Source organism: Aeromonas sp. 603404 (genome assembly GCF_049171775.1).
Taxonomy (GTDB): domain Bacteria; phylum Pseudomonadota; class Gammaproteobacteria; order Enterobacterales; family Aeromonadaceae; genus Aeromonas; species Aeromonas veronii_A.
Genome location: NZ_JAAKPE010000004.1, coordinates 112,333 through 132,713, shown reverse-complemented (window position 1 = coordinate 132,713; position 20,381 = coordinate 112,333). Strand labels below are relative to the sequence as shown.

The window sequence follows — 20,381 nt, the reverse complement described above, 5'->3', positions numbered from 1 at the left end:
TCACATCCTTGAAGAGAGCAACAGCGTGGCCAGCACGCCGCTGCCAGTTGCATGAGAGTCAGCTTTGGGTGGTCGCCACACGGCGGGCACCAAGGCTGGCGATGATCTCTTGATAGCGCTGCTCGTTGAGGGTGTAGAAGAGGGCCATCACCAGTGCCGTTACGATGGCCAGGCTTGCCGGGTAGATGAAAATCAGTCCGGTGATCCCGGCTTTGGCGGCATCGGTTTGCTCCACATTGGGCATGTAGCCAACCAGTGCCAGAGCAAACCCGGGGACGAACCCTGCGATAGCTTGCGAACACTTTCTAAAGAAGGTCATGCCGCAGTAGACCAAGCCTTCGGTACGGGTACCGGTTTTCCACTCACCGTACTCAACGGTATCTGAGACAAACGCCCAGTTAAGGCTGTTGACGAAAGAGGTGCCAAAGAACGCCAGCGAGGTGAACAGCACGTAACTCATGACGGTGCCACCGAACAGGTAGTTGGCAATGTCGCCGGAGATCCACAGGCACAATCCGGCCAGATAGACAGGTTTTTTGCCAAAGCGGCGTACCAGCGCAGGCACAGACAACACCCCGAGGTAGATGCACCCCATGCTGACAAAGCTCATGTAAGAGACCATGGAGACATCACCCAGAATGTACTGGGCGTAGAAGACCTGCACGGTGAGTTTGACGTTGAATGCGGAGAGGGTCAGCAGGTTGGCTACTGCCAGCACCAGCAACTGGTTGTTCTTGAGTACCGCCTTGAGCCCCTCCTTGATGGTGGGCTTCTCGACTATCTGGTCAGGGTCATTACCTATGATGGTGTGGTGTTCTTTGACGTTGAGGTAGCAAAAGAGCACCGCCGCCAAGCCGACCGAGGTGTAGGCCAGGGCTGCCACCATGTAGCCGGTCTCCTGGGATTCAAACAACATGGCGATGGGCATGAAACCGACGGTGGCTAACAACAGGCCGGTGTTGGCTCCGCCCTGACGCCATGCTGCCAGCTCTGCGCGATCCTGAACATTTTTGGTCATAGAGGGCACCATGGCGCCATAGCTGGCATTGCCCAAGCTAAAGAACAGGCCAAAGGCCATAAAGCAGACGATGAACAGGGTGGTCTTGGTCTCGCTGTTGAGCTCAAAATTGCAAAACAGCAACATATTGCAGACAAACAGGGGCACTATGGTCCAGAGCAGCATCGGACGAAACTTGCCGCGAGGTCCGAAGCTCTTGCGTGTGTCGAGGAAAATGCCGGTGCCCAGGTCGGTGAAGCCGGTGAACACTTTCGCCACCAAAAAGATGACGCCTGCCCACGCCGCATTGATACCTGCTACATCGGTCAGAAATTTAAGCAGGTAGAGGGTGGTGATATTCAATACAAAGTTGTAACCAAAATCGCCGACGCCATAGGCAAGTTTTTCCCTAAAAGGCAGTCTGCTTTCGATATGCGCCTGAACAACCATTTTATTCTCCATAGTGTGGAACCCATCCGGCACGACAATAATCGTAGCGATGCGATTGCGGGCGCAAGGGTGATTGTTAAAAAGTGGGATCCAGATCGAGAGATTGCGCTGGTGGTTAAGGATTCTCTTACAAATGGTGTTTGCAAACGAGCCAAACGTTTTCGTGTGGCGAGTGTTGATTGGTGATCGAGATCGCTGTTTGGGTTTTACGCGATTGAAATGAAATCGTAGCGCTATTATTGTGTTTGCGAGCAAGCGGGGATGGCCCGACTAAACAGGAGCTTATGCAATGCAACTCGAATTTTCGTCACAGGCGTTAACGATTCAGCACCAGCAGCAGTTGTTATTTTCTCATCAAGCGGATGCCCCGGCGTTTTATATAGGTAAGGGCCGGGAAAAAATGGAAATTTATCGCGGCAATTTTGATATCGAAGACTATATCGAGTCTCGCGTCGCATTGACTCATATCGAACAGGTTGACAACAACCTGTTCGTTTTTGCCCCGAATGCCTTGACCCCGGCTTTGCTACAGGTGGCTGTGGTGTGTGATGGCGATGATGTGATGCTTTATCCGACCATACTGGACGAGGCATATAACCGCTTTTGGGTCAGATTGCCGGCCGAACGTAAAGAGCATGTCTGGGGTTGTGGCGAGCAGATGTCCTATTTTGATTTGCGTGGCCGTCACTTTCCGTTGTGGACCTCAGAGCCCGGTGTTGGTCGCCATCCCCACAGCGAGATCAAATGGAAAGCCGATGTGATGGGCAAAGCCGGTGGGGATTACTACCACACCAACTATCCGCAACCCACGTTTGTCTCCTCTCGCAAATACAGCTGCCATATCGACACCACCGCTTATGCCGATTTCGATTTTCGTCACGAAGGGTTTCATGAGCTGCAAGTGTGGGCGATCCCGCAGGCCATCGAGTTGCGCACCGCAGAGAGCTATCTGGGCATTATCGAAAAACTGTCTGCCCGGTTTGGCCGCCAGCCCAGGTTGCCGGAGTGGGTTTACAAGGGGGCGATCCTTGGTCTGAAGGGGGGGGAGGTCAATACCTTCAGTCGTCTGGAAAACGCCCTTGACCATGGTATCAAGGTTTCGGGTCTGTGGAGTGAAGACTGGTGCGGCTTGCGGGTCACCTCGTTTGGCAAGCGCCTGTTCTGGGACTGGGATTGGCAGCACCATCAGGATCGCTACCCCAATCTGCCCGCCAGGATCAAGGCGCTCAATGACCAGGGCATCGAGTTCATGGCCTACGTCAACCCCTACCTGTGTGAAGATGGCAAGCTGTTTCCAATCGCCAAAGAGTTCGGCTATATGGCGCTGGACAAGGATGGTCAAGTTGCGCTGGTCGACTTTGGCGAATTCTATTGCGGCTGTGTCGACTTTACCAATCCAGACGCCATGGCCTGGTTCCGTGATACCGTGCTGCGTAAAAACATGCTGGACATGGGGATCAAGGGGTGGATGGCTGACTTTGGCGAGTACCTGCCGACCGATAACATCTACCTGCACAACGGTGTCGATGCCAAGCTGATGCACAATGCCTGGCCGACTCTGTGGGCCCAGTGCAACGCAGAAGCGATCGCGATGAACGGCCAAACCGGTGATGCCCTTTTCTTTATGCGAGCCGGTTACACCGGGGTGCAGCAATACTGCCCGCTACTGTGGGCAGGCGATCAATGTGTCGATTTCAGCCGTCACGACGGTCTGGTCACGGTGATCTCGGGGGCGCTCTCCTCCGGTATGTTGGGGAACGCGTATCACCACTCGGATATCGGTGGCTACACCTCACTGTTTGGCAACCGTCGAACCAAGGAGCTGTTTGACCGCTGGGTTGAAATGGCTGCCTTTACCCCAGTCATGCGTACCCACGAAGGTAACCGCCCTGATGAGAATTTCCAGTTTGACCAGGATGGCAGCACGTTGGCGCATTTTGCCCGGATGACCCGAGTTTATTGCCACCTGACTCCTTACTTGCGTAGCCTGGTGGATGAAGCGGCCGAGAAAGGGTATCCGGTTCAACGTGCCCTGATGCTGCATTTTGAACATGATCCCGAGATCTACGTCATACAGGATCAATACCTCTATGGGTCAGAGTTGCTGGTGGCACCGGTTCACCAAGGGGATGTGCGTGAGTGGACAACTTACCTGCCTGCAGGTGAGCAGTGGACGCATGTCTGGAGCGGCCAACGCTTTACAGGGGGCCAGCGGGTCACTCTGCCTGCACCGATTGGCCAGCCCCCGGTGTTCTATCGTGCCAAAAGTCCCTGGGCTTCGCTGTTTGCCGAGCTAAAGGATCTGGCGTAAATCGCACCGGCGTTCGCCATAGAGGATGCGACCCAGATAACCCATGGCCGTGACAATGTTCACGGCCATTATGTTTCACCAGAGGAGCAGAGCAGCATGATTGACACTCTTGACGTTGTGCAAAACCCCAGCCAGGACGACATCGATTTTTTACGAGACAACCTGATCAAAACCAATCGTGAGTTTGTCGGTGAACAGATACGTCGCCCACTTGCCATCTTCTATCAGGATGAGCAGATGCGTCGTGCCGGAGGATGCAGTGGCCATACCTACGGTAACTGGCTCTATATCGAGTATCTGTGGGTGGCCAGTAGCCTGCGGGGGCGCGGTGTAGGAGGCCGGTTATTAGCAGCAATGGAGCAGGCTGCCCTAGAGCGCGGCTGCCGTTTTTCACAGCTCGATACTTTTAGTTTTCAAGCAAAGCCTTTTTACCAAGCGAGGGGTTATTCCGTCGTGATGACGTTGGAAAAGTGCCCGGTGTTTCATCAGCGATATTACTTAACCAAAATCTTGTAGCGCTGGCAGTGACTGGTGCCCTGCTTAAAAATATCTGACGCAATGGATAGTGTTCTGGTAGATACATGGGGGGCATTTATCTTTATGGGCTATTTATCAAGGCCATGGTTTTGTGATGGTTCATGGTGTGACTATATTGGCTTGGTCACAAAACAAACCGGGTACTCTGTCTGGGGATCAAGTCAAATCCGGCATCAATGATCTCGCCTTTATAATCGGGATCGCGAGCCATCCGCAACATCATAGATGCAGCCTGGCTGGCAACAGAGTGAATATTGATATTGATACTGGACAAGGTCACGGGGGCCAGATAACCGCTGCTAGGAAAATCGCCAAACCCGATGATAGATAGTTGCTCTGGTACCGGGATATTGCGTGCAATCGCCTCCATCAGCAATGCAGTACCAATGGTATCGTTTGATGCAAAAATGCCGTCGAGTTTGCGCTCTTTGAGCAGTGTCTTGATGAGTAGTTCGCGTGCGGCGGGGTAAATATTGTCGCTGTAAGGGATTTCGACCAACAAGGGATCCATACCCGCCGTCTCAAGTGCCTGGCAAAAGCCGCTGTAGCGGCTCTGCGCACGCACGTCATCGTTAAAACGGGTCGTGAAATAGGCAATTTTATGGCAGCCGGAGCGTATCAGGTAAGATGCGGCATCGTAACCCACCTGAAAATGATCTATACCGACCTGCGCGACAAACGGACTGGCTTCACCGATTTGCCATGCTTGAACCACAGGCACCGCACTGTGCTCCAGCATACGAATCGTAGTATCACTGTGCTTCGCGCCAGTGAGGGTTATGGCAGCAGGAGACCATTGTAAAATGGAGCGGATCTGCTGTTCCTCTTTTTCCATTGAGTGATCATGAGATGCAATATAGAGCTGAAAACCTGCATCACTCACGATATGTTCAATCTGTTGGACAAAGGTACTAAAGGTAATATTGGAAATGGAAGGAACGATAATTGCCATTGCCGAGCTTCGCCCGGCAGTAAACTGACTGGCAATTTTGTTGTGCACATAACCCAATTCATCAATGGCACGCTGAATTTTATGGCCGGTATTGGCTCTTACCTTGTCTGGATGACGTACATAAAGTGAGACTGTCGAGGGGGACACCTTGGCCAGGGCCGCGACATCATCAAGCTTGACGGTTTGTTTGCTTCTCGAGGACACGTGTTCTGCTTCCTGATTGGTTTTACTCGGCTCGACATCCTTCGTTATCTGAGGGAAAAGCCATCCAATAATCTCCCGACATGTATTTAAGTGTATAAAAAATAAGGCTTAAATAAAAGTGATGATTCGCTGTAGGAGGTGCGTCGGCAATTCGGTTTACTTGTATGGTAATTAGATTTTGGTTAGCCATTACAAATAAAAACGTGTTGCCAAGAGCGCTTGAGCGTTTTGGCATCCAATGTCGAAAAATGAGCCTCTTTAACTGCCATGACCCATGGCAGTTAACTGTTCAAATAAACACCGCACCACATGGTGAAGGGTGGTTACTTCAGGGTATGAGTATTTAGTGTTATGGGAATCGGTAGTTCTCATCAGCACTCTCTGCAATCGTCTAATGGGTGTTACAACCGCGTTGGATAGCTCACCGTTCAGTGCCTGGGACGTAGCGACAACCACTTGGCATGGGGGTTATTGAGCATGTGGCTCTGATGAAGGTAGTGGAGAGACGATCGCCTCCTGCCTGTATTGGCGCAGCAGTTTGAGGAAATCATCCGGTTCCCGATCCAGGCTGCCTACCGGGATCAACAGGTCATAACCGAGCAAGTGGCGCATGCGAATCATCCGTTGAGCCAGCATGGCCAATGCTCCATCGTAGTGCAGCCCTTGCGGGGAGCAAAAGTGACTCTCTTCCAGCCAGTCGATGCCTTGTAAGGGGTCATTGGTATGCACTGGCTGCCCATGGAGCTGCTCATTATGCAGGGCATGCAGCAACACAGGGCGCTGCTCTGTCAACAGATGCACTGCCAGTCTGGGAGTGATCAGTGTCAGAAACTCGTCATACTGTTTTATCTTGAAACCGATATAGGGCAGGGGCTGGAGATCCCAACCAACATGGATTCTGGGTTGATCGATACGCTGGATGTTGTGCCACTTCAGTGCCCAGCCGCCATATTTGTGGTGATAGTGGAGGGAGTGCTGGCATAGGGATAGGCTGATCGGGGGCTCATTGAGCTTGAACCAGCCTATCAAGGTTATCATTATGCCACTCAGTAGCAATATATAGGCCGGGAGCACCGGGCCTTCCACAAGCAACCAGAGTAGTAATAGCATCAGGCTGGTGATGAGCCCCCCCGGCCCAGATCAGGGTTAGCCCGTTTCGGCGGACCAGAGGCTTTATATGTTGTGTCTCCATTTAACCTCCTTGTCCTGATGAGGGGAGCGATCTTTTATTACACCACCCGTTTGTCTTTGACCAAATATAAGCGCCGAGTTTTTGCGCTGGCCAGCAAAGCAAATGGCAGTCATGGGCCGGCTCGGGTATAGTCCTGCGCCAATGGCGTTATCCTGTTTTGCTGACCCGTCGTGGCCCTGGTGGTGGCGAGGGGCTGGCCTGTGTAAGGAGTGTTATGAAGTTCAGTCCCCTGCTCGATGAGATGATGAGAGCCCTGCAGGTATTGCCGGGGGTGGGGCCCAAGTCTGCCCAGCGGATGGCCTTTACCCTGCTCGAGCGTGAGCGCAGCGGCGGTTTGCGGTTGGCCCAGCTGCTCTCCCGCGCCCTGACCGAGATCGGTCACTGCAGCCACTGCCGCACCTTTACCGAGAACGATCGCTGCGATATCTGCGCCAATCCCAAGCGGGAAGAGAATGGCCTGCTCTGTGTGGTGGAGAGCCCGGCGGACGTGGCCGCCATCGAGCAGACCGGCCAGTTTTCCGGTCGTTACTTTGTGCTGATGGGCCATCTGTCGCCGCTGGACGGCATAGGCCCGGAGGAGCTGGGGCTCGATATTCTCGAGCGCCGTCTGAAGGAAGAGCACATCAGCGAGCTGATCCTCGCCACCAATCCCACTATCGAGGGGGATGCTACCGCCTGGTATATCGCCGACATGGCCCGTGCCGCCGGGGTGGAGGTGAGTCGCATCGCCCATGGGGTGCCGGTGGGGGGCGAGCTGGAGCTGGTGGATGGCACCACGCTCTCCCACTCCCTGATGGGGCGCCAGCGCCTCAAATAAGGGGCTGGAGAGGATTGTGCCATTACGGCCTGATCAGAAAATCGGCAGTTGAATGGAAAAAGGGGGCGAATGAGCAGGATTGCACATTCGCCCCCTTGATATTTGGAGCGCTGTCCCCATCTAGGTTGGGCATATGTTCAACCCGATGTTTCTGAGGATTGGTCCATGACCCAAAGTGTTCATGCCGAAACCCACGGCTTTCAGACTGAAGTCAAACAACTGCTGAGCCTGATGGCTCACAGCCTCTACTCCAACAAAGAAGTATTCCTGCGCGAGCTGATCTCCAACGCATCCGATGCGGCGGACAAGCTGCGCTTCAAGGCGCTTTCCGATGCCTCTTTGTTCGAAAACGACGGCCAGTTGCGTGTGCGTCTGGTGGTGGACAAAGAGAAGCGTACCCTGACCATCTCCGATAACGGGATCGGTATGACCCGTGATCAGGTGATTGAGCACCTGGGTACCATCGCCAAGTCCGGCACCGCAGAATTCTTCAAAAACCTCTCCGGCGATCAGGGTAAGGATTCCCAACTGATCGGTCAGTTCGGGGTCGGTTTCTACTCCGCCTTTATCGTGGCCGACAAGGTGACCGTGGTCTCCCGTGCCGCCGGTACTGCTCCGGAGCAGGGCGTACAGTGGGAATCGGAAGGCGAAGGCTCCTTCACCGTCGCTGATGTGACCAAAGAGGGTCGCGGTACCGATGTCATCCTGCACCTGCGTGCCGAAGAGGACGAGTTCCTCGATGACTGGCGTCTGCGCTCCGTGGTGGGCAAATATTCCGATCACATCAGCGTGCCTGTAGAGATGTACAAAGAGGGCACCCCGGATCGCGAAGAGGATGGTGAGACCATCGTCGGCACCCCGGGCGAGTGGGAGCAGGTCAACCGCGCCACGGCACTGTGGACCCGCAACCCGAAAGATATCAAGGACGAGGAGTATCAGGAGTTCTACAAGCACGTCGCCCACGACTTTGAAGACCCGCTTCTGTGGGGTCACAACCGGGTGGAAGGGGCGCAGGAGTATACCAGCCTGCTCTACGTACCGGCCCGCGCACCGTTTGACCTCTATAACCGCGAGCAGAAGCACGGTCTGAAGCTCTACGTACAGCGCGTCTTTATCATGGACGACGCCGAGCAGTTTATGCCGACCTACCTGCGCTTTGTCAAAGGGGTGCTGGACTCCAACGATCTGCCGCTCAACGTTAGCCGCGAGATCCTGCAGGACAACAAGGTGACCGCCTCCCTGCGCAAAGCTTGCTCCAAGCGCGTCCTGACCATGCTCTCCAAGCTGGCGAAAGACGATGCCGAGAAGTACGCCAAGTTCTGGAAAGAGTTCGGTAACGTGCTCAAAGAGGGCCCGGCCGAGGATTACGCCAACCGCGAAGAGATCGCCAAACTGCTGCGCTTTGCCAGCACCGCTGGAGAGGGCGAAGCCCAGACAGTCTCTCTCGAGGATTACGTTGGTCGCATGAAGGAAGGCCAGCAGAAGATCTACTACATCACTGCTGACTCCTATGCCGCTGCCAAGAACAGCCCGCACCTCGAGATCTTCCGCAAGAAGGGTGTCGAAGTGCTGCTGATGTGGGAGCGAGTGGACGAGTGGCTGATGAGCCACTTGACCGAGTTCGACGGCAAGCAGCTCATCTCCGTCACCCGTGGCGAACTGGATCTCGGCGATCTGGAAGATGAAGCCTCCAAGCAGGCGCAGGAAGAGGCCGAAAAAGCTAACGCCGGTCTGGTGGAGCGGGTCAAGAAGAGCCTGGGCGATGTAGTGAAAGAGGTGCGTGTCACTCACCGTCTGACCGATTCACCCTCTTGCATCGTCACTGACGCCTACGGTATGAGCACCCAGATGATCAAGCTCATGCGTGCGGCCGGCCAGCCGGTACCGGAGCAGAAGTACATTCTGGAGCTCAACCCTGACCATGCGCTGGTGAAGAAACTCGACACCATTGAAGACGAGGCTCTGTTCGGTGAGTGGGTCACCCTGCTGCACGAACAGGCCCAGCTGGCCGAGCAGGGCGGGCTGAACGATCCGGCGAGCTTCGTCTCCCGTATCAACCGTCTGCTGCTGCAAGCCTAAGCAGCAACGCCGGTAACAGAAAGCCCACTGCATGCAGTGGGCTTTTTTGATCTCGCCGAGTGAGCTCGGCGAAACACAGCGGCAAGGGAGCGGCCAGCGCCTCTCTATTTGCGGTATTCGTTGTTGTAGTTCTGGATGAGACGGCGAGTCACCTCATGCTGGGGATCGGCAAACACCTTGAGAGTCTTGCCGCGCTCCACCACCCGACCTTCGTGCATTACCAGCACCTCGTCGCTGATATGGCTGACGATGCCCAGATCGTTGGCTACCAGCACATAACTCAGTCCCATGGTCTCCTGCATCTCCAGCAGCAGATTGATGATCTGGGAGCGTACCGAGATATCCAGGGTGGAGAGCGCCTCATCGGCCACCACTATCTTGGGGTTGAGGATCAGCGCGCGTGCCAGCGCCACCCGCTGTTGCTGACCGGAGGAGAGCATCTGCGGATAAAACAGGGCGTGGTCCGGCAGCATCCCCACCATGCGCAGGGTTTGCACCACCTTCTCACGGCGCTCCTCCTCGGTCATCTCGGTGTTGAGACGCAGCGGGGTTTCCAGGATCTGGCCGACCCGGATCTTGCGGTTCAGCGAGGTGTTGGGATCCTGAAAAATCATCCGCAGCAGTTTGCAGCGAGTCTGGTAATCGCCATGCACCATCAGTTGGCCGTCGATGGCGATGTCGCCGCTGGTGGGTTCGATCATGCCGGCCAGAATGCGGGCGAGGGTACTCTTGCCGGAGCCAGCTTCGCCGACGATGGCGAGGGTCTGGCCCACTTCGAGATCGAACGAGAGGGGCTTGATCGCCTCTACTGCCTGACGACGAAACAGACCGGTACGGTTCTGGTAGGTTTTGCTAAGGCCTCTGACCTGCAACAGGGATGGCTCGATCACAAGCGGGGCTCCTTCATGGGGGCATTAACGGTCATCATTTTTTGGGCTCCTCCATGTTCAGCGGGAAGTGACAGCTGAACTGATGGCCCTTGATCTTGTTCATCAAAGGAGTCTGCACGCACTGCTTCTGGGCGTAGGGGCAGCGCGGCCCCAGACGGCAGCCGATGGGCAGGTGTTGCAGTGGCGGGATGACGCCGGGCAGGGTCTCGAGGCGCGACTTGTGGCGCACCAGCTTGTCAAAGTCGGGGATCGATTTGAGCAGGGCATCGGTATAGGGGTGATGCGGGGTCTCAAGGATCTGCTCCCGGGTGCCCACTTCCACCATCTGGCCGCAGTACATCACGTTGATGGTATCGGTCAGGTTGGCGATGGCGGCGATGTCGTTACTGATGATCAGGATGGTGGTATTGCCCAGCTTGTTCATCTTGTCCAGGAGTCGCAGGATCTGGGAGTGGGTGGTGGACTCCATGGCGCTGGTGGGCTCGTCGGCTACCAGCAGACGCGGCTGGTTGGCAATGGCCATGGCGATCATCACCTTCTGGCACATGCCATCCGACAGCTCATGGGGATAGGCGCGCATCACCTTGCGGTGATCCTTGACGCCGACCCGGTGCAGCAGGGCGATGGCCTTCTTCTTGCGCCACTGGAAGCGTTGCCAGAATTGCCCCTCGAACGAATCGGTCGGGATTGCCTCTTCCAGCTGGGTGCCGATCTCCTCGGAGGGGTCGAGACAGCTGATGGGGTCCTGGAAGATCATGGCGATCTCGCGACCCATGATGCGACGGCGCTCCTTGGGAGGCATGCTCAGCAGATCCATGTCGTTGAAGCGCATCCGGTCGGCACGTACCGTCCAGTTGTCCTTCTCGATGCCGACGATCACCTTGGCGATCAGACTTTTACCTGAGCCGGATTCACCCACCAGACCGCGGATCTCCCCCTCGGTCAGGGTCAGGCTCACCTTGTCCACCGCCTTGACCTTGCCTTGCGGTGTGTCGATCTCGATGGTGAGATTGCGAATATCGAGCAGCGGCATCAGTCATTCCCCTCTTTGAGTGCTTCGCGGATGCCTTCACCAACCAGGTTGGTGGCCAGCACGCTGAACAGGATAGCCATGCCCGGCAAAGTGACGGTCCAGGGGGCGAGATAGATGAGGTCACTCGAATCGGCCAGCATGGTGCCCCACTCCGGTTGAGGGGATTGTGCGCCGAGGCCGAGAAAACCGACTGCCGAGATATCGAGAATGGCCGCAGACAAGGTGCGGGTGGTCTGGGCCACCAGGGTCTCGACGATATTGGGCAAAATAGCCAGCCGCATGATCCTGAAGGGGGGCGAGCCATCGAGCCGACTGGCAATGATGTACTCCTTCTGCATCTCGGCATGCACCGCGTTGTAAGTGGCCCGGATAAAGGGGGGGATCAATGCCAGGGTAATGGCGATCAGGGTATTGCCAAGGCCCGGCCCCAGAATGGCAACCATGATGATGGCCATCAGCAGGGAGGGGATGGAGAGCAGGGTATCGAGCAGGTGGTGCAGCACGCTCGATTTCAGCCCCTTGCTCATGCCGCCGAGTATGCCGATGGCGGAGCCCACCACCATGGCGATCACCACCACGACAAGGGCACAGCCGAAGGTGAGACGTGCCCCCACCACCAGCCGGGAGAGCATGTCGCGCCCCAAATCATCGGTGCCAAGGAAGTAGTCGATATTGCCGGTCGCCGCCCAGGAGGGGGCGAGCAGCAGCCTGTCGGTGTGCTGTTCATCAATACCGTAGGGAACGACCAGCGGCCCCACCAGCGTGATAAGCAGCAACAGCAAAAAACACCAGAGCCCCGCCATGGCGAGCGGATTGCGGCGATAGGATGCCCACGTCTGCTCAAGGGGCGAGAGGATCTTGAGTTCGGGATAGATGTTCGATTTATCTTGCATAGAGTACCTGGCTCCTGGTCACGCCATGAGCGCGTTCAATCCTGTTTGGCATAGAGCTCTTTGCGCCGTGCCGGATAGATAAGGGTGGTCAGCAACTCTGTGCTGACGCTGATCAGAATCACGAAACTGGCCACCACCAGAGTGGCGCCGCGGATGGCCGCGTAATCCTGCAGGGCGATGCTGCTGATGAGCCAGCGGCCGATCCCGTGCCACTCGAACACCACCTCGGTGATCATGGCGGAGGTGAGCACACTGCCCAGTTGCAAACCCAGCAGCGGCAGCACCGGCGGCAGGGCGTTCTTCAGACCATGGCGCCAGACGATCTGTGCCTTGGACAGGCCCCGGCTCGCCGCCGCCTTGATGTAGTTCTGCTTCATTACGTCGATGAGCGAGCTGCGCACATGACGGATCACCTCGGTGGTGGGCACCACCGCCAGCACCAGTGACGGGAGGATAAGGTGGCGCAGGGCATCGTGCAGTGCCGCTTGCCGCCAGGGTTCGTGGCTCAACAACACATCGATCAGGGCAATACCGGTAATGTGTGGTACGTCGTAGAGCAGGCTGATCTGTCCTGATGATGGTAGCCACCCAAGATCCAGCGAAAAGAGCATTACCACCAGCAGTGCCAGCCAGAATACCGGCACCGCATAGCCGATAAGACCGGCGGTCATGATGGAGAGATCCAGCGTCTTGCCTTGTGACAGGGCCGCCAGGGTGCCGAGGGGAATACCCACCAGCAGCGAGATGGCAAATGCCGCTAGGCAGAGGATCAGGGTGGCGGGAAAATAGTGGCGGATCTCGTCCAGCACCGGCAGCCCGGAGACGCTGGAGAGCCCCAGGTCGCCTGCGAAAATGCGGCGCAGGAAGTCGGGATAGCCGCTCCAGAAGCTGAGCTGATTGCCGATCAGCCGATAGTCCAGCAGGTAGGCGACAAAGGTCAGCGCCAGTAGAGTGATAAGCAGCAGGTTGATGCGGCGCAAGGTGTATAGAAGCATGCTTACTCCCTGTGAGCCTGGTTGAAGGAGGTGCCGCCAAAGGGCATCAGCGTCAGCCCCTCGATGTCGCTGCGGCTGACCTGGGTACGCAAGGCGTGCGCCAGCGGGATCAGCGGCAGCTGTTCGTTAAGCAGGGTCTGGGCATAGTAGTAGTTACGCAGCCGGAACGAGAGCTGGGGCGTGGTGACCGCATCATCCAGCAACTGATCGAAGGCCGGGCTACACCAGCGGCTGTAGTTGTTGCCGCGCTCCACTGCCGAGCAGCTCAGCAGCTGGCGGAAGAAGTTGTCCGGATCGGCGTTATCGGCAATCCAGCCGGAGAGCAGGCTGTCGTACTGCCCCTTGGTGAGACGGCCTTCGATCACCGGCCACTCCCGTTGCACGATCTTGAGCTTGATCCCGACCTTGGCCAGATCGCTGCGGATCAGCTGGGCGGTCTTGACCGCATCCGGGTTGTAGGGGCGGGCGTCTGGCTGTACCAGCACCTGCATCTCGAACCCTTTCTCCAGTCCCGCCTCCTTGAGCAGCTGGCGCGCCCGTTTCAGGTCGGGTTTGCGCTCGGGCAGGCTGGGGTTGTACCCCCACGAGAGGGTCGGCAACAGGCTGTTGGCGGGCAGGCCGGTATCGAAATAGACCGCCTGCAACAGGTTGTCGATGTTGATGGCGCTGGCAATGGCCTGACGCACCTTGACGTTGTTGAACGGCGGCTTGCGGGTATTGAGGGCCAAAAAGGCGACGTTCATCCCCGACTGGACCGAGAGGCTCAGCGCCGGATTTTGCTTGATCACCGAGAGCTGGCTGGCGGAAGGGGTGCTCATCACGTCGCACTCGCCGGTCAGCAGCTTGGCCAGCCGTTTGGCGGATTTGGGGGTGATGTCGTAGACCAGCTGTTCAATCTTGGCATCGCCGCCCCAATAGCCGGGATGGCGCAGATAGCGAATGAACTCGTTGTGGCGATACTCCTTGAAGCTGAACGGCCCGGTGCCGATGGGGCGGCTATCCAGCAGGGCTGGTGTGCCCGCCTGCAACATCTGCTCGGCGTATTCGGCGGAGAGGATCACCGCATAGTCGCTCGCCAGGGTGGCGAGGAAGGAGGCGTTCGGCTGGTTCAGCTCGAATACTACCGTCTGTGGCCCTTTCTTGCTCACCCGCTTGATCAGCAGATCTTGCCCCAGGCTGTAGAAGTAGGGGTAATCGCCGCCGGAGACATTGTGATAGGGGTGCTGCTCGTCAAGCTGGCGGGCATAGGTAAAGACCACATCATCGGCATTGAAAGTGCGGGTGGGCTTGAACCAGGGGGTATGGTGAAACGTCACCCCCTTGCGCAGGGTCAGGGTATAGGTGAGGCCATCCTCGCTGACATGCCAGTTGGTGGCGAGCGCCGGCTCCAGCGCCAGGGTGTTGGGGTTCACCTCCAGCAGGCGGTCGTAGAGCGGACGGGCACTTGCATCCAGTGTCACCCCGGAGTTGGAAACATGGGGATTGAAGGAGAGGGGGGATCCCTCAGCACAATAGATTAGTCCGGTTTTGGAGGCCTCGGGTTGCTTCTGGCAGCCGGTGACCAGCACCAGCAGACCCAGCAGCAAGGGTGTGAGCATTCTCATTGTTGAACCATGTTCTTATAGGGGTTTTGTACGCACGTTTTGATACAAATGTGCCAGCGCGAAGGCTGGCGTGTTGCTGGAGTCGGCATCAACCGCGCTCCTTCACTCTTGTTCTGCATCGTTATCGCCATCCAGCAGCTGATATTTGCGTAGCATGCCACGGAACTGGTGATAGCTTAAGGCCAGCAGTTGAGCGGCTTTGCGCTGATTATACTGGGATTGCTGCATCGCTTGCTTGAGTAAATTAATCTCGTACTCCGCCACCGCCTGCTTGAGATCGAGCGGCAAGGCGAGGGGGGATGCAGATTGTACCTCGCTTCGGGCCTCTTGCGCAGGTTGCGTGACCTGTGGTCGCCAGGGGGAATCAAACGGGTTGAGCACCAGGGTCGAGAGCGGCAACTGGGGATTGCCCTGACGGTAGATGCTGCGCTCCACCACGTTCTTCAGCTCCCGCACGTTGCCCGGCCAGTGGTAATCCAGCAGCAGCTGGGTTGCCTTGCGCGAGAAACCGGCAAACAGCGGATAGCCCAGTTCCCGGGTCATGCTGTGGGCGAAGTGCTCCGCCAGCATCAGGATATCTTCCCGCCGCTCCCGCAAGGGGGGGAGGGTGATCACATCAAACGCGAGCCGGTCGAGCAGATCGTGGCGAAACTGCCCCTTGTCGGCCAGCGCAGGGAGATCCTCGTTGGTGGCGCAGACCAGTCGCACATCCACCTTGAGGGGCTTGGCCCCACCCACCCGCTCAAACTCGCCATACTCGATGACCCGCAGCAACTTCTCCTGCACCCGGGCGCTGGTGGTGGCCAGCTCGTCGAGGAAGAGGGTGCCGCCATCGGCCCGCTCGAAGCGGCCCTGATGGCGTTTGGCGGCGCCAGTAAACGACCCCGCTTCGTGACCGAACAGCTCGGTTTCCAGCAGGCTCTCGCTCAGGGTGGCGCAGTTGATGGTGACAAAGCTTTGATCCCAGCGCGCCGAGAGATAATGTAGGCGGTGGGCGATCAGCTCCTTGCCCGTCCCCCGCTCACCGATGATCAGCACGGGTTTGCGCAGCGGGGCGAGCCGTGAGGCCTGCTCAATGATCTCGAGAAATGCGTTGGATTCCCCCAGCAGGCTTTCCGTGGCCGTGGTCATAGTGATCCCTGTCAGTTGTAAAAGCTGGTCAATCTTACCAAAAGTTGGTGATTTTAATCATCACTTGCGCGAGGCATCTTGCAATCCGGCTATTCTGCCCCATATAAATCAACAAGTTAAATTTTGTTCCAGATTGGCACACAAGTTGCCATTGTCAATGGAGAAACAACGCCATGCCAATAACAGGAGTGCAATCATGAGTATTTTTTCCCGTCTGGCCGACATCATCAATTCCAACCTGACGGCCCTGCTCGACAAGGCAGAAGATCCCCAGAAGATGGTGCGCCTGATCATCCAGGAGATGGAGGACGAGCTGGTCAAGGAGCGTTCCAATCTGGCCCGCTTCCTCGCCAGCCAGAAAGAGATTGGTCGTCAGATCGCCCGTCATCAGGAGCGGGTCGACGAGTGGCAAGCCAAGGCCGAGCTGGCCCTGACCAAAGGGCGTGAAGATCTGGCCCGCGCGGCCCTTATCGAGAAGAAGAAACAGACCGAGTTGTCAGAGACCCTCTACCGCGAGCAGCAGGCGGTCGACAGCGGCATCGAGAAGCTGGGTGAGGAGATCCGCCAGCTCGAAGCCAAGCTGGAAGATGCCCGCGCCCGTCAAAAGGCGATGGCCATTCGCACCGAAGCGGCCAGCAGCCGTCTCAATGTGCAGAGCCAGGTAGCCCGTGGCGAGAGCCAGGCGGTGGTGAGCAAGTTTGAGCGGATGGAGCGTCGCATCGACGAAATGGAAGCGCGCGCCGATCTGGGACAGTCCGACAAGGCGCTGGCGCAGCAGTTTGCCGAGCTGGAAGTGGACGATCAGATAAGCCGCGAGTTGGAAGCCATGCGCCAGAAGCTGGGTCAGGGCGACAGCAAAAGCGAAAGCAAACAGGGGGAGTAACAGATGGAAGATCTGCTGGGTGTATTGATGGTTCCCATGGTGGTCTTCATGGTGGTGGTAGCCCCCATCTGGCTGGTGCTGCACTATCGTGCCAAGGGGCGCATTGGCGCCGGTCTTGCCGATAGCGAGCGGGAACAGCTGCAAGGGCTGCTGGCTCGCACCGAGAAGATGCAGGAGCGCGTGGGCGCGCTGGAATCAATTCTGGATGCAGAAGTACCCGGTTGGAGGAACAAGGTATGAGCAGTGTCAGTCGTGAAGGGCGTAACCTCTATCGCGATCCCCAGCGTGGCAAGATAGCCGGGATCTGTGCCGGTTTGGCTGAGTATTTCGGGGTGGAGACCTGGATCGTGCGGTTGCTCGCCATCAGTGGCCTTATCTTCGCCGGTTTCATTACCTTCACCGCCTATATCGCCGCCTGGTTCTTGCTCGACAAAAAGCCGGTCACCCTCTATTCGCAAGAGGATGCCGACTTTGCTGAGGTGCGGATGAAAGCGCGCAGCTGGCAGGCGGGGATCACCCCTCATCAGGCGCTGGGCCGCATCGCGCAGGAACTTGACGCGCTGGAGCCCAGAGTTCAGCGGATCGAGAAACTGGTGACCTCCAGGGAGTTCACCCTGCAGCGGGAATTTCGCAAGCTGTAGTGCTTGCTAAAGCACTCAATGTCGATGGTGGAATCTTCTGTGATGATCCACTATCGACGACAACTATCCAGATGTGGATAAGCGGTCGACCTCTCGCACGGCTGAGCACGCCGGATGCAACCACCAAGGGAGAACGGATCAAGCCTTGATACTCAACAAACTGGAACAGAAGTTGACTCGCCTGCAACACAAGGCGAACGACGTGGTGAACCGGGTGCGGGATCGCCATATCCGGCTGGCGGTGACCGGCCTCTCTCGCAGCGGCAAAACCGCCTTTATCACGGCGCTGGTCAACCAGCTGGAACACGCGGCCATCGACGGCCGTTTGCCGTTGTGGGATGCCCTGCGTCAAGGGCGCATCCTCGGCGCCCGCCGGGTGCCGCAGCTCAATGCCCACATCCCCACCTTTGCCTACGAGCGTGGCCTCGACTCCCTGTTTGGCGATCCACCTGCCTGGCCCGAGCCGACCCGCGGGGTGGCCGAAGTGCGCCTCGAAATCCGTTATCGCACCCGTCATCCCCTGCGCAAACATCTGGGGGAGATCTCCACCCTCTACGTGGATCTGGTGGACTACCCCGGAGAGTGGCTGCTCGACTTGCCGCTCCTTGAGATGAGCTACGAGCAGTGGAGCGAACAGGTGCGCGAGCAGCTTCGTCGCTCAGAGCTGCAGGCACTTGCCGCCAGCTGGCTGACACCCGGGTGGCAGGTCGATCAGCGCTTCGAAGAGCGGCCGGTGGCTGAGCTAGCCGAGCGTTACACCGCCTACTTGCATGCTTGCAAACAGGAGCTGGGATTGCACCTTATTCAGCCCGGCCGCTTCGTCTTGCCGGGCGAGTATGCCGGTGCCCCCATGCTGCAATTTGTCCCCTGGGTGTGGGAGATGCCTGTCGGCGAGCCCGCCGATGGCACTCTTTACGCCACTCTCAAGCAGCGCTTCGAGCAGTACAAGCAGCATCTGGTGCAGGGTTTTTATGAGCAGCACTTTGCCGGCTTTGATCGCCAGATCGTGCTGGTGGATTGCCTGCAGCCGCTTAACGCCGGGGCGGCCAGCTTTGGCGACATGCAGCAGGCCATCGCCCGCATCATGGAGAGCTTTGCCTACGGCAAAAGCAACTGGTGGCGGCGGCTCTTCTCGCCCCGTATCGACAAGCTGCTGTTTGTGGCGAGCAAGGCCGATCACGTCACCCCCGAACAGCATGCGCCCATGGTCTCCCTGCTGCAGCATCTGGTACGCAGCGGTCGCGGTCAGGCTCGTTTTGAGGGGATCACCACTGAGTGCTTGGCGCTCGCCGCCATCAAGGCGACCGAAGTGGGCAAGGGGGTGGCCAATGGCCGCGAGTTCCCGGCCATCCGTGGCACCAGCCTGAACGGTGAGCCGCTGCTGCTATTCCCCGGGGAGGTGCCGCCCCATATTCCGCCAGCGCAGTGGTGGAACAGTCAGGGCTTTGATTTTCAGGCGTTTCGCCCCATGCCCATGAGCGCCCATCAGGCGTTGCCCCATATCCGGCTCGATGCGGCGCTGGAGTTTCTGCTCGGGGATCACCTCGAATAACGGTGTGCGGCTCGGGTTTGTTTCCTGCGCCGCCCGCAGGAGACTGTTTTCAGGAGAATAAGGCGATGAACGATCAGATAAAAGAGCGGCCACCGCTGCAGGGCAAGGTGATCCTTGAGCCAGCCTTGACGGTGGCCAGTGACGAGCGACCGCCCGCTCCGGCCCAACGGCTGGAGGAGGCGAGCTTCGAGCGCCTCGACGAGCTGGACGAGTTCACCGAGGTGGAGAGCGCCCTCGTCATCAAACCGCGTCGCCGTCATCGGCTGCTGGCGTGGGGGCTGGGGGCAGTCGGTCTGCTCTCGTTGGGCCAGTATGGCGCCTTTCTTTACGATCAATTCCTCACCACCCCGCTCTGGGGCAGCGCCTGGCTGGCGGCCTCGGTGCTGGTGGCGGCGGGGACCGCCAGCGTGGTGGGGCGCGAGTGGCTGCGACTGCGGACCCTCAAGCGGCGTCAGGATGTACGCTCGCGAGCAGAAGATCTGCTTGCTCATCAGGGAGTCGGACAGGGGCAGGCCTTTTGCGAAGGGTTGGCGGTCAAAAGTGGCGACAAGGGGCGCGAAGGGTATCAAACCTGGCTGGCCCAGCTCGACGAGAGCCACAGTGATCGGGAGGTGCTGACCCTCTATAGCCAGCTGGTGCTCGCCGAGCGCGACAAGCTGGCACAGGCGCGGGTGGCCAAATGGTCGGGGGAGGCCGCGGTGCTGGTGGCGCTCAGTCCGCTCGCCACCGTCGACATGATGCTGATGTTGTGGCGCAACCTGCGGATGATCGAGGATATCGCCGATGTCTATGCCATCGAGCTCGGCTACTGGAGCCGCATACGCCTCATCCGTCAGGTGTTTCGCAACATGCTCTACGCCGGTGCCACCGAGCTGGTGACCGAGGTGGGGATGGACTTGCTGGGCGCCGAGCTTACCGCCAAGCTCTCTGCCCGTGCCGCGCAGGGGGTGGGGGCCGGGCTGCTCACCGCTCGCCTTGGTCTGCGCACCATAGAGGCGTGCCGCCCGCTGCCCTGGTGTGCGGACGAGAAGCCGAAACTGGGCGAGCTGCGCAAGCGGCTGATCGGCCAGTTGGCGGGGTATCTCAACAAATCCTGATAGCCATGTCTGCACCTTGCTGCGATGACCCATGCCCCTGTCGTGCTCGCCAAGCCGCAGGGGCATGGTTTTAATCGGCAGATCATTGAGTTGGCAGCAGTGCCCGGTTTTGGCGAGGCGCCC

General features: G+C 58.0%; 18 protein-coding genes. 9 read left to right on the top strand and 9 right to left on the bottom strand.

Annotated features, from left to right (window positions below):
• Positions 1-58: 58 nt before the first annotated feature.
• Positions 59-1,447 (bottom strand): glycoside-pentoside-hexuronide (GPH):cation symporter, encoded by a 1,389-nt coding sequence (locus G5306_RS07860; RefSeq protein WP_421207035.1) that lies wholly within the window; start codon positions 1,445-1,447, stop codon positions 59-61.
• A 289-nt stretch (positions 1,448-1,736) separates the two neighbouring features.
• Here G5306_RS07860 and G5306_RS07855 point away from each other — a divergent pair, with 289 nt between their 5' ends.
• Positions 1,737-3,758 carry an alpha-glucosidase gene (locus tag G5306_RS07855; protein ID WP_421312689.1) on the top strand — a complete coding sequence of 674 codons (2,022 nt, stop codon included), beginning with the start codon at positions 1,737-1,739 and terminating at the stop codon, positions 3,756-3,758.
• Between the two features lie 96 nt (positions 3,759-3,854).
• Entirely contained in the window at positions 3,855-4,274 is a 420-nt protein-coding gene (locus tag G5306_RS07850; protein WP_421207032.1) for a GNAT family N-acetyltransferase, read from the top strand.
• A gap of 145 nt (positions 4,275-4,419) precedes the next feature.
• On the opposite strand, the gene G5306_RS07845 is transcribed toward G5306_RS07850, so the two are convergent.
• Both G5306_RS07845 and G5306_RS07840 read right to left on the bottom strand, forming a co-directional pair.
• A complete protein-coding gene (locus tag G5306_RS07845; RefSeq protein WP_421255449.1) occupies positions 4,420-5,451 on the bottom strand; it encodes a LacI family DNA-binding transcriptional regulator in 1,032 nt (343 codons plus the stop codon).
• A 468-nt stretch (positions 5,452-5,919) separates the two neighbouring features.
• Positions 5,920-6,489, bottom strand: a complete 570-nt coding sequence (locus G5306_RS07840; RefSeq protein ID WP_421312688.1) for a DUF2982 domain-containing protein — start codon at positions 6,487-6,489, stop codon at positions 5,920-5,922.
• Between the two features lie 368 nt (positions 6,490-6,857).
• Between G5306_RS07840 and recR the strand changes: the two genes are divergently transcribed.
• Positions 6,858-7,460, top strand: coding sequence for a recombination mediator RecR (gene recR, locus G5306_RS07835; RefSeq protein ID WP_128835526.1), 603 nt, complete (start codon positions 6,858-6,860; stop codon positions 7,458-7,460).
• A gap of 165 nt (positions 7,461-7,625) precedes the next feature.
• Positions 7,626-9,539 carry a molecular chaperone HtpG gene (gene htpG, locus G5306_RS07830; protein ID WP_421263231.1) on the top strand — a complete coding sequence of 638 codons (1,914 nt, stop codon included), beginning with the start codon at positions 7,626-7,628 and terminating at the stop codon, positions 9,537-9,539.
• A gap of 104 nt (positions 9,540-9,643) precedes the next feature.
• Here the strand turns inward: htpG and G5306_RS07825 are convergent, their stop codons facing one another.
• The 6 genes from G5306_RS07825 to pspF all read right to left on the bottom strand — a co-directional run bounded on the left by G5306_RS07825 (position 9,644) and on the right by pspF (position 16,085).
• A complete protein-coding gene (locus tag G5306_RS07825; RefSeq protein WP_005333681.1) occupies positions 9,644-10,429 on the bottom strand; it encodes an ATP-binding cassette domain-containing protein in 786 nt (261 codons plus the stop codon).
• Positions 10,430-10,463: 34 nt separating this feature from the next.
• Entirely contained in the window at positions 10,464-11,462 is a 999-nt protein-coding gene (locus G5306_RS07820; protein WP_227342654.1) for an oligopeptide/dipeptide ABC transporter ATP-binding protein, read from the bottom strand.
• The gene (locus G5306_RS07815) at positions 11,462-12,355 is read right to left on the bottom strand and encodes an ABC transporter permease subunit (RefSeq protein WP_421263232.1); all 894 of its coding nucleotides are present in this window, start codon (positions 12,353-12,355) and stop codon (positions 11,462-11,464) included. Before G5306_RS07815 ends, G5306_RS07820 begins: the two co-directional genes overlap by 1 nt.
• 35 nt (positions 12,356-12,390) lie before the next feature.
• The gene (locus tag G5306_RS07810; protein ID WP_158113400.1) at positions 12,391-13,350 is read right to left on the bottom strand and encodes an ABC transporter permease; all 960 of its coding nucleotides are present in this window, start codon (positions 13,348-13,350) and stop codon (positions 12,391-12,393) included.
• Positions 13,351-13,352: 2 nt separating this feature from the next.
• Entirely contained in the window at positions 13,353-14,948 is a 1,596-nt protein-coding gene (gene sapA / locus G5306_RS07805; protein WP_041202111.1) for an ABC transporter substrate-binding protein SapA, read from the bottom strand.
• Between the two features lie 108 nt (positions 14,949-15,056).
• The gene (gene pspF, locus G5306_RS07800) at positions 15,057-16,085 is read right to left on the bottom strand and encodes a phage shock protein operon transcriptional activator (protein ID WP_005333674.1); all 1,029 of its coding nucleotides are present in this window, start codon (positions 16,083-16,085) and stop codon (positions 15,057-15,059) included.
• 196 nt (positions 16,086-16,281) lie between these two features.
• Here pspF and pspA point away from each other — a divergent pair, with 196 nt between their 5' ends.
• From pspA to G5306_RS07775, 5 genes are all read left to right on the top strand, one after another.
• A complete protein-coding gene (gene pspA / locus G5306_RS07795) occupies positions 16,282-16,968 on the top strand; it encodes a phage shock protein PspA (RefSeq protein WP_421312687.1) in 687 nt (228 codons plus the stop codon).
• Between the two features lie 3 nt (positions 16,969-16,971).
• Positions 16,972-17,208, top strand: a complete 237-nt coding sequence (pspB, locus tag G5306_RS07790; protein WP_005333672.1) for an envelope stress response membrane protein PspB — start codon at positions 16,972-16,974, stop codon at positions 17,206-17,208.
• Positions 17,205-17,609, top strand: a complete 405-nt coding sequence (pspC, locus tag G5306_RS07785; protein WP_005333670.1) for an envelope stress response membrane protein PspC — start codon at positions 17,205-17,207, stop codon at positions 17,607-17,609. The genes pspB and pspC overlap by 4 nt, the downstream gene beginning before the upstream one ends.
• Before the next feature lie 145 nt (positions 17,610-17,754).
• Positions 17,755-19,161, top strand: coding sequence for a YcjX family protein (locus tag G5306_RS07780; protein ID WP_421312686.1), 1,407 nt, complete (start codon positions 17,755-17,757; stop codon positions 19,159-19,161).
• A gap of 65 nt (positions 19,162-19,226) precedes the next feature.
• Positions 19,227-20,258, top strand: a complete 1,032-nt coding sequence (locus G5306_RS07775) for a YcjF family protein (RefSeq protein ID WP_421312685.1) — start codon at positions 19,227-19,229, stop codon at positions 20,256-20,258.
• Positions 20,259-20,381: the final 123 nt, after the last annotated feature.

Bases quoted from the DNA above. Each gene is read 5' to 3' on its own strand.
- pspC (WP_005333670.1), top strand. From the start codon at position 17,205: ATGAGCAGTGTCAGTCGTGAAGGGCGTAACCTCTATCGCGATCCCCAG.
- G5306_RS07775 (WP_421312685.1), top strand. From the start codon at position 19,227: ATGAACGATCAGATAAAAGAGCGGCCACCGCTGCAGGGCAAGGTGATC.
- pspB (WP_005333672.1), top strand. From the start codon at position 16,972: ATGGAAGATCTGCTGGGTGTATTGATGGTTCCCATGGTGGTCTTCATG.
- G5306_RS07820 (WP_227342654.1), bottom strand. From the start codon at position 11,462: ATGCCGCTGCTCGATATTCGCAATCTCACCATCGAGATCGACACACCG.
- G5306_RS07810 (WP_158113400.1), bottom strand. From the start codon at position 13,350: ATGCTTCTATACACCTTGCGCCGCATCAACCTGCTGCTTATCACTCTA.
- recR (WP_128835526.1), top strand. From the start codon at position 6,858: ATGAAGTTCAGTCCCCTGCTCGATGAGATGATGAGAGCCCTGCAGGTA.
- htpG (WP_421263231.1), top strand. From the start codon at position 7,626: ATGACCCAAAGTGTTCATGCCGAAACCCACGGCTTTCAGACTGAAGTC.
- G5306_RS07855 (WP_421312689.1), top strand. From the start codon at position 1,737: ATGCAACTCGAATTTTCGTCACAGGCGTTAACGATTCAGCACCAGCAG.
- G5306_RS07860 (WP_421207035.1), bottom strand. From the start codon at position 1,447: ATGGTTGTTCAGGCGCATATCGAAAGCAGACTGCCTTTTAGGGAAAAA.
- G5306_RS07815 (WP_421263232.1), bottom strand. From the start codon at position 12,355: ATGCAAGATAAATCGAACATCTATCCCGAACTCAAGATCCTCTCGCCC.
- G5306_RS07840 (WP_421312688.1), bottom strand. From the start codon at position 6,489: ATGATAACCTTGATAGGCTGGTTCAAGCTCAATGAGCCCCCGATCAGC.
- pspA (WP_421312687.1), top strand. From the start codon at position 16,282: ATGAGTATTTTTTCCCGTCTGGCCGACATCATCAATTCCAACCTGACG.
- sapA (WP_041202111.1), bottom strand. From the start codon at position 14,948: ATGCTCACACCCTTGCTGCTGGGTCTGCTGGTGCTGGTCACCGGCTGC.
- G5306_RS07850 (WP_421207032.1), top strand. From the start codon at position 3,855: ATGATTGACACTCTTGACGTTGTGCAAAACCCCAGCCAGGACGACATC.
- pspF (WP_005333674.1), bottom strand. From the start codon at position 16,085: ATGACCACGGCCACGGAAAGCCTGCTGGGGGAATCCAACGCATTTCTC.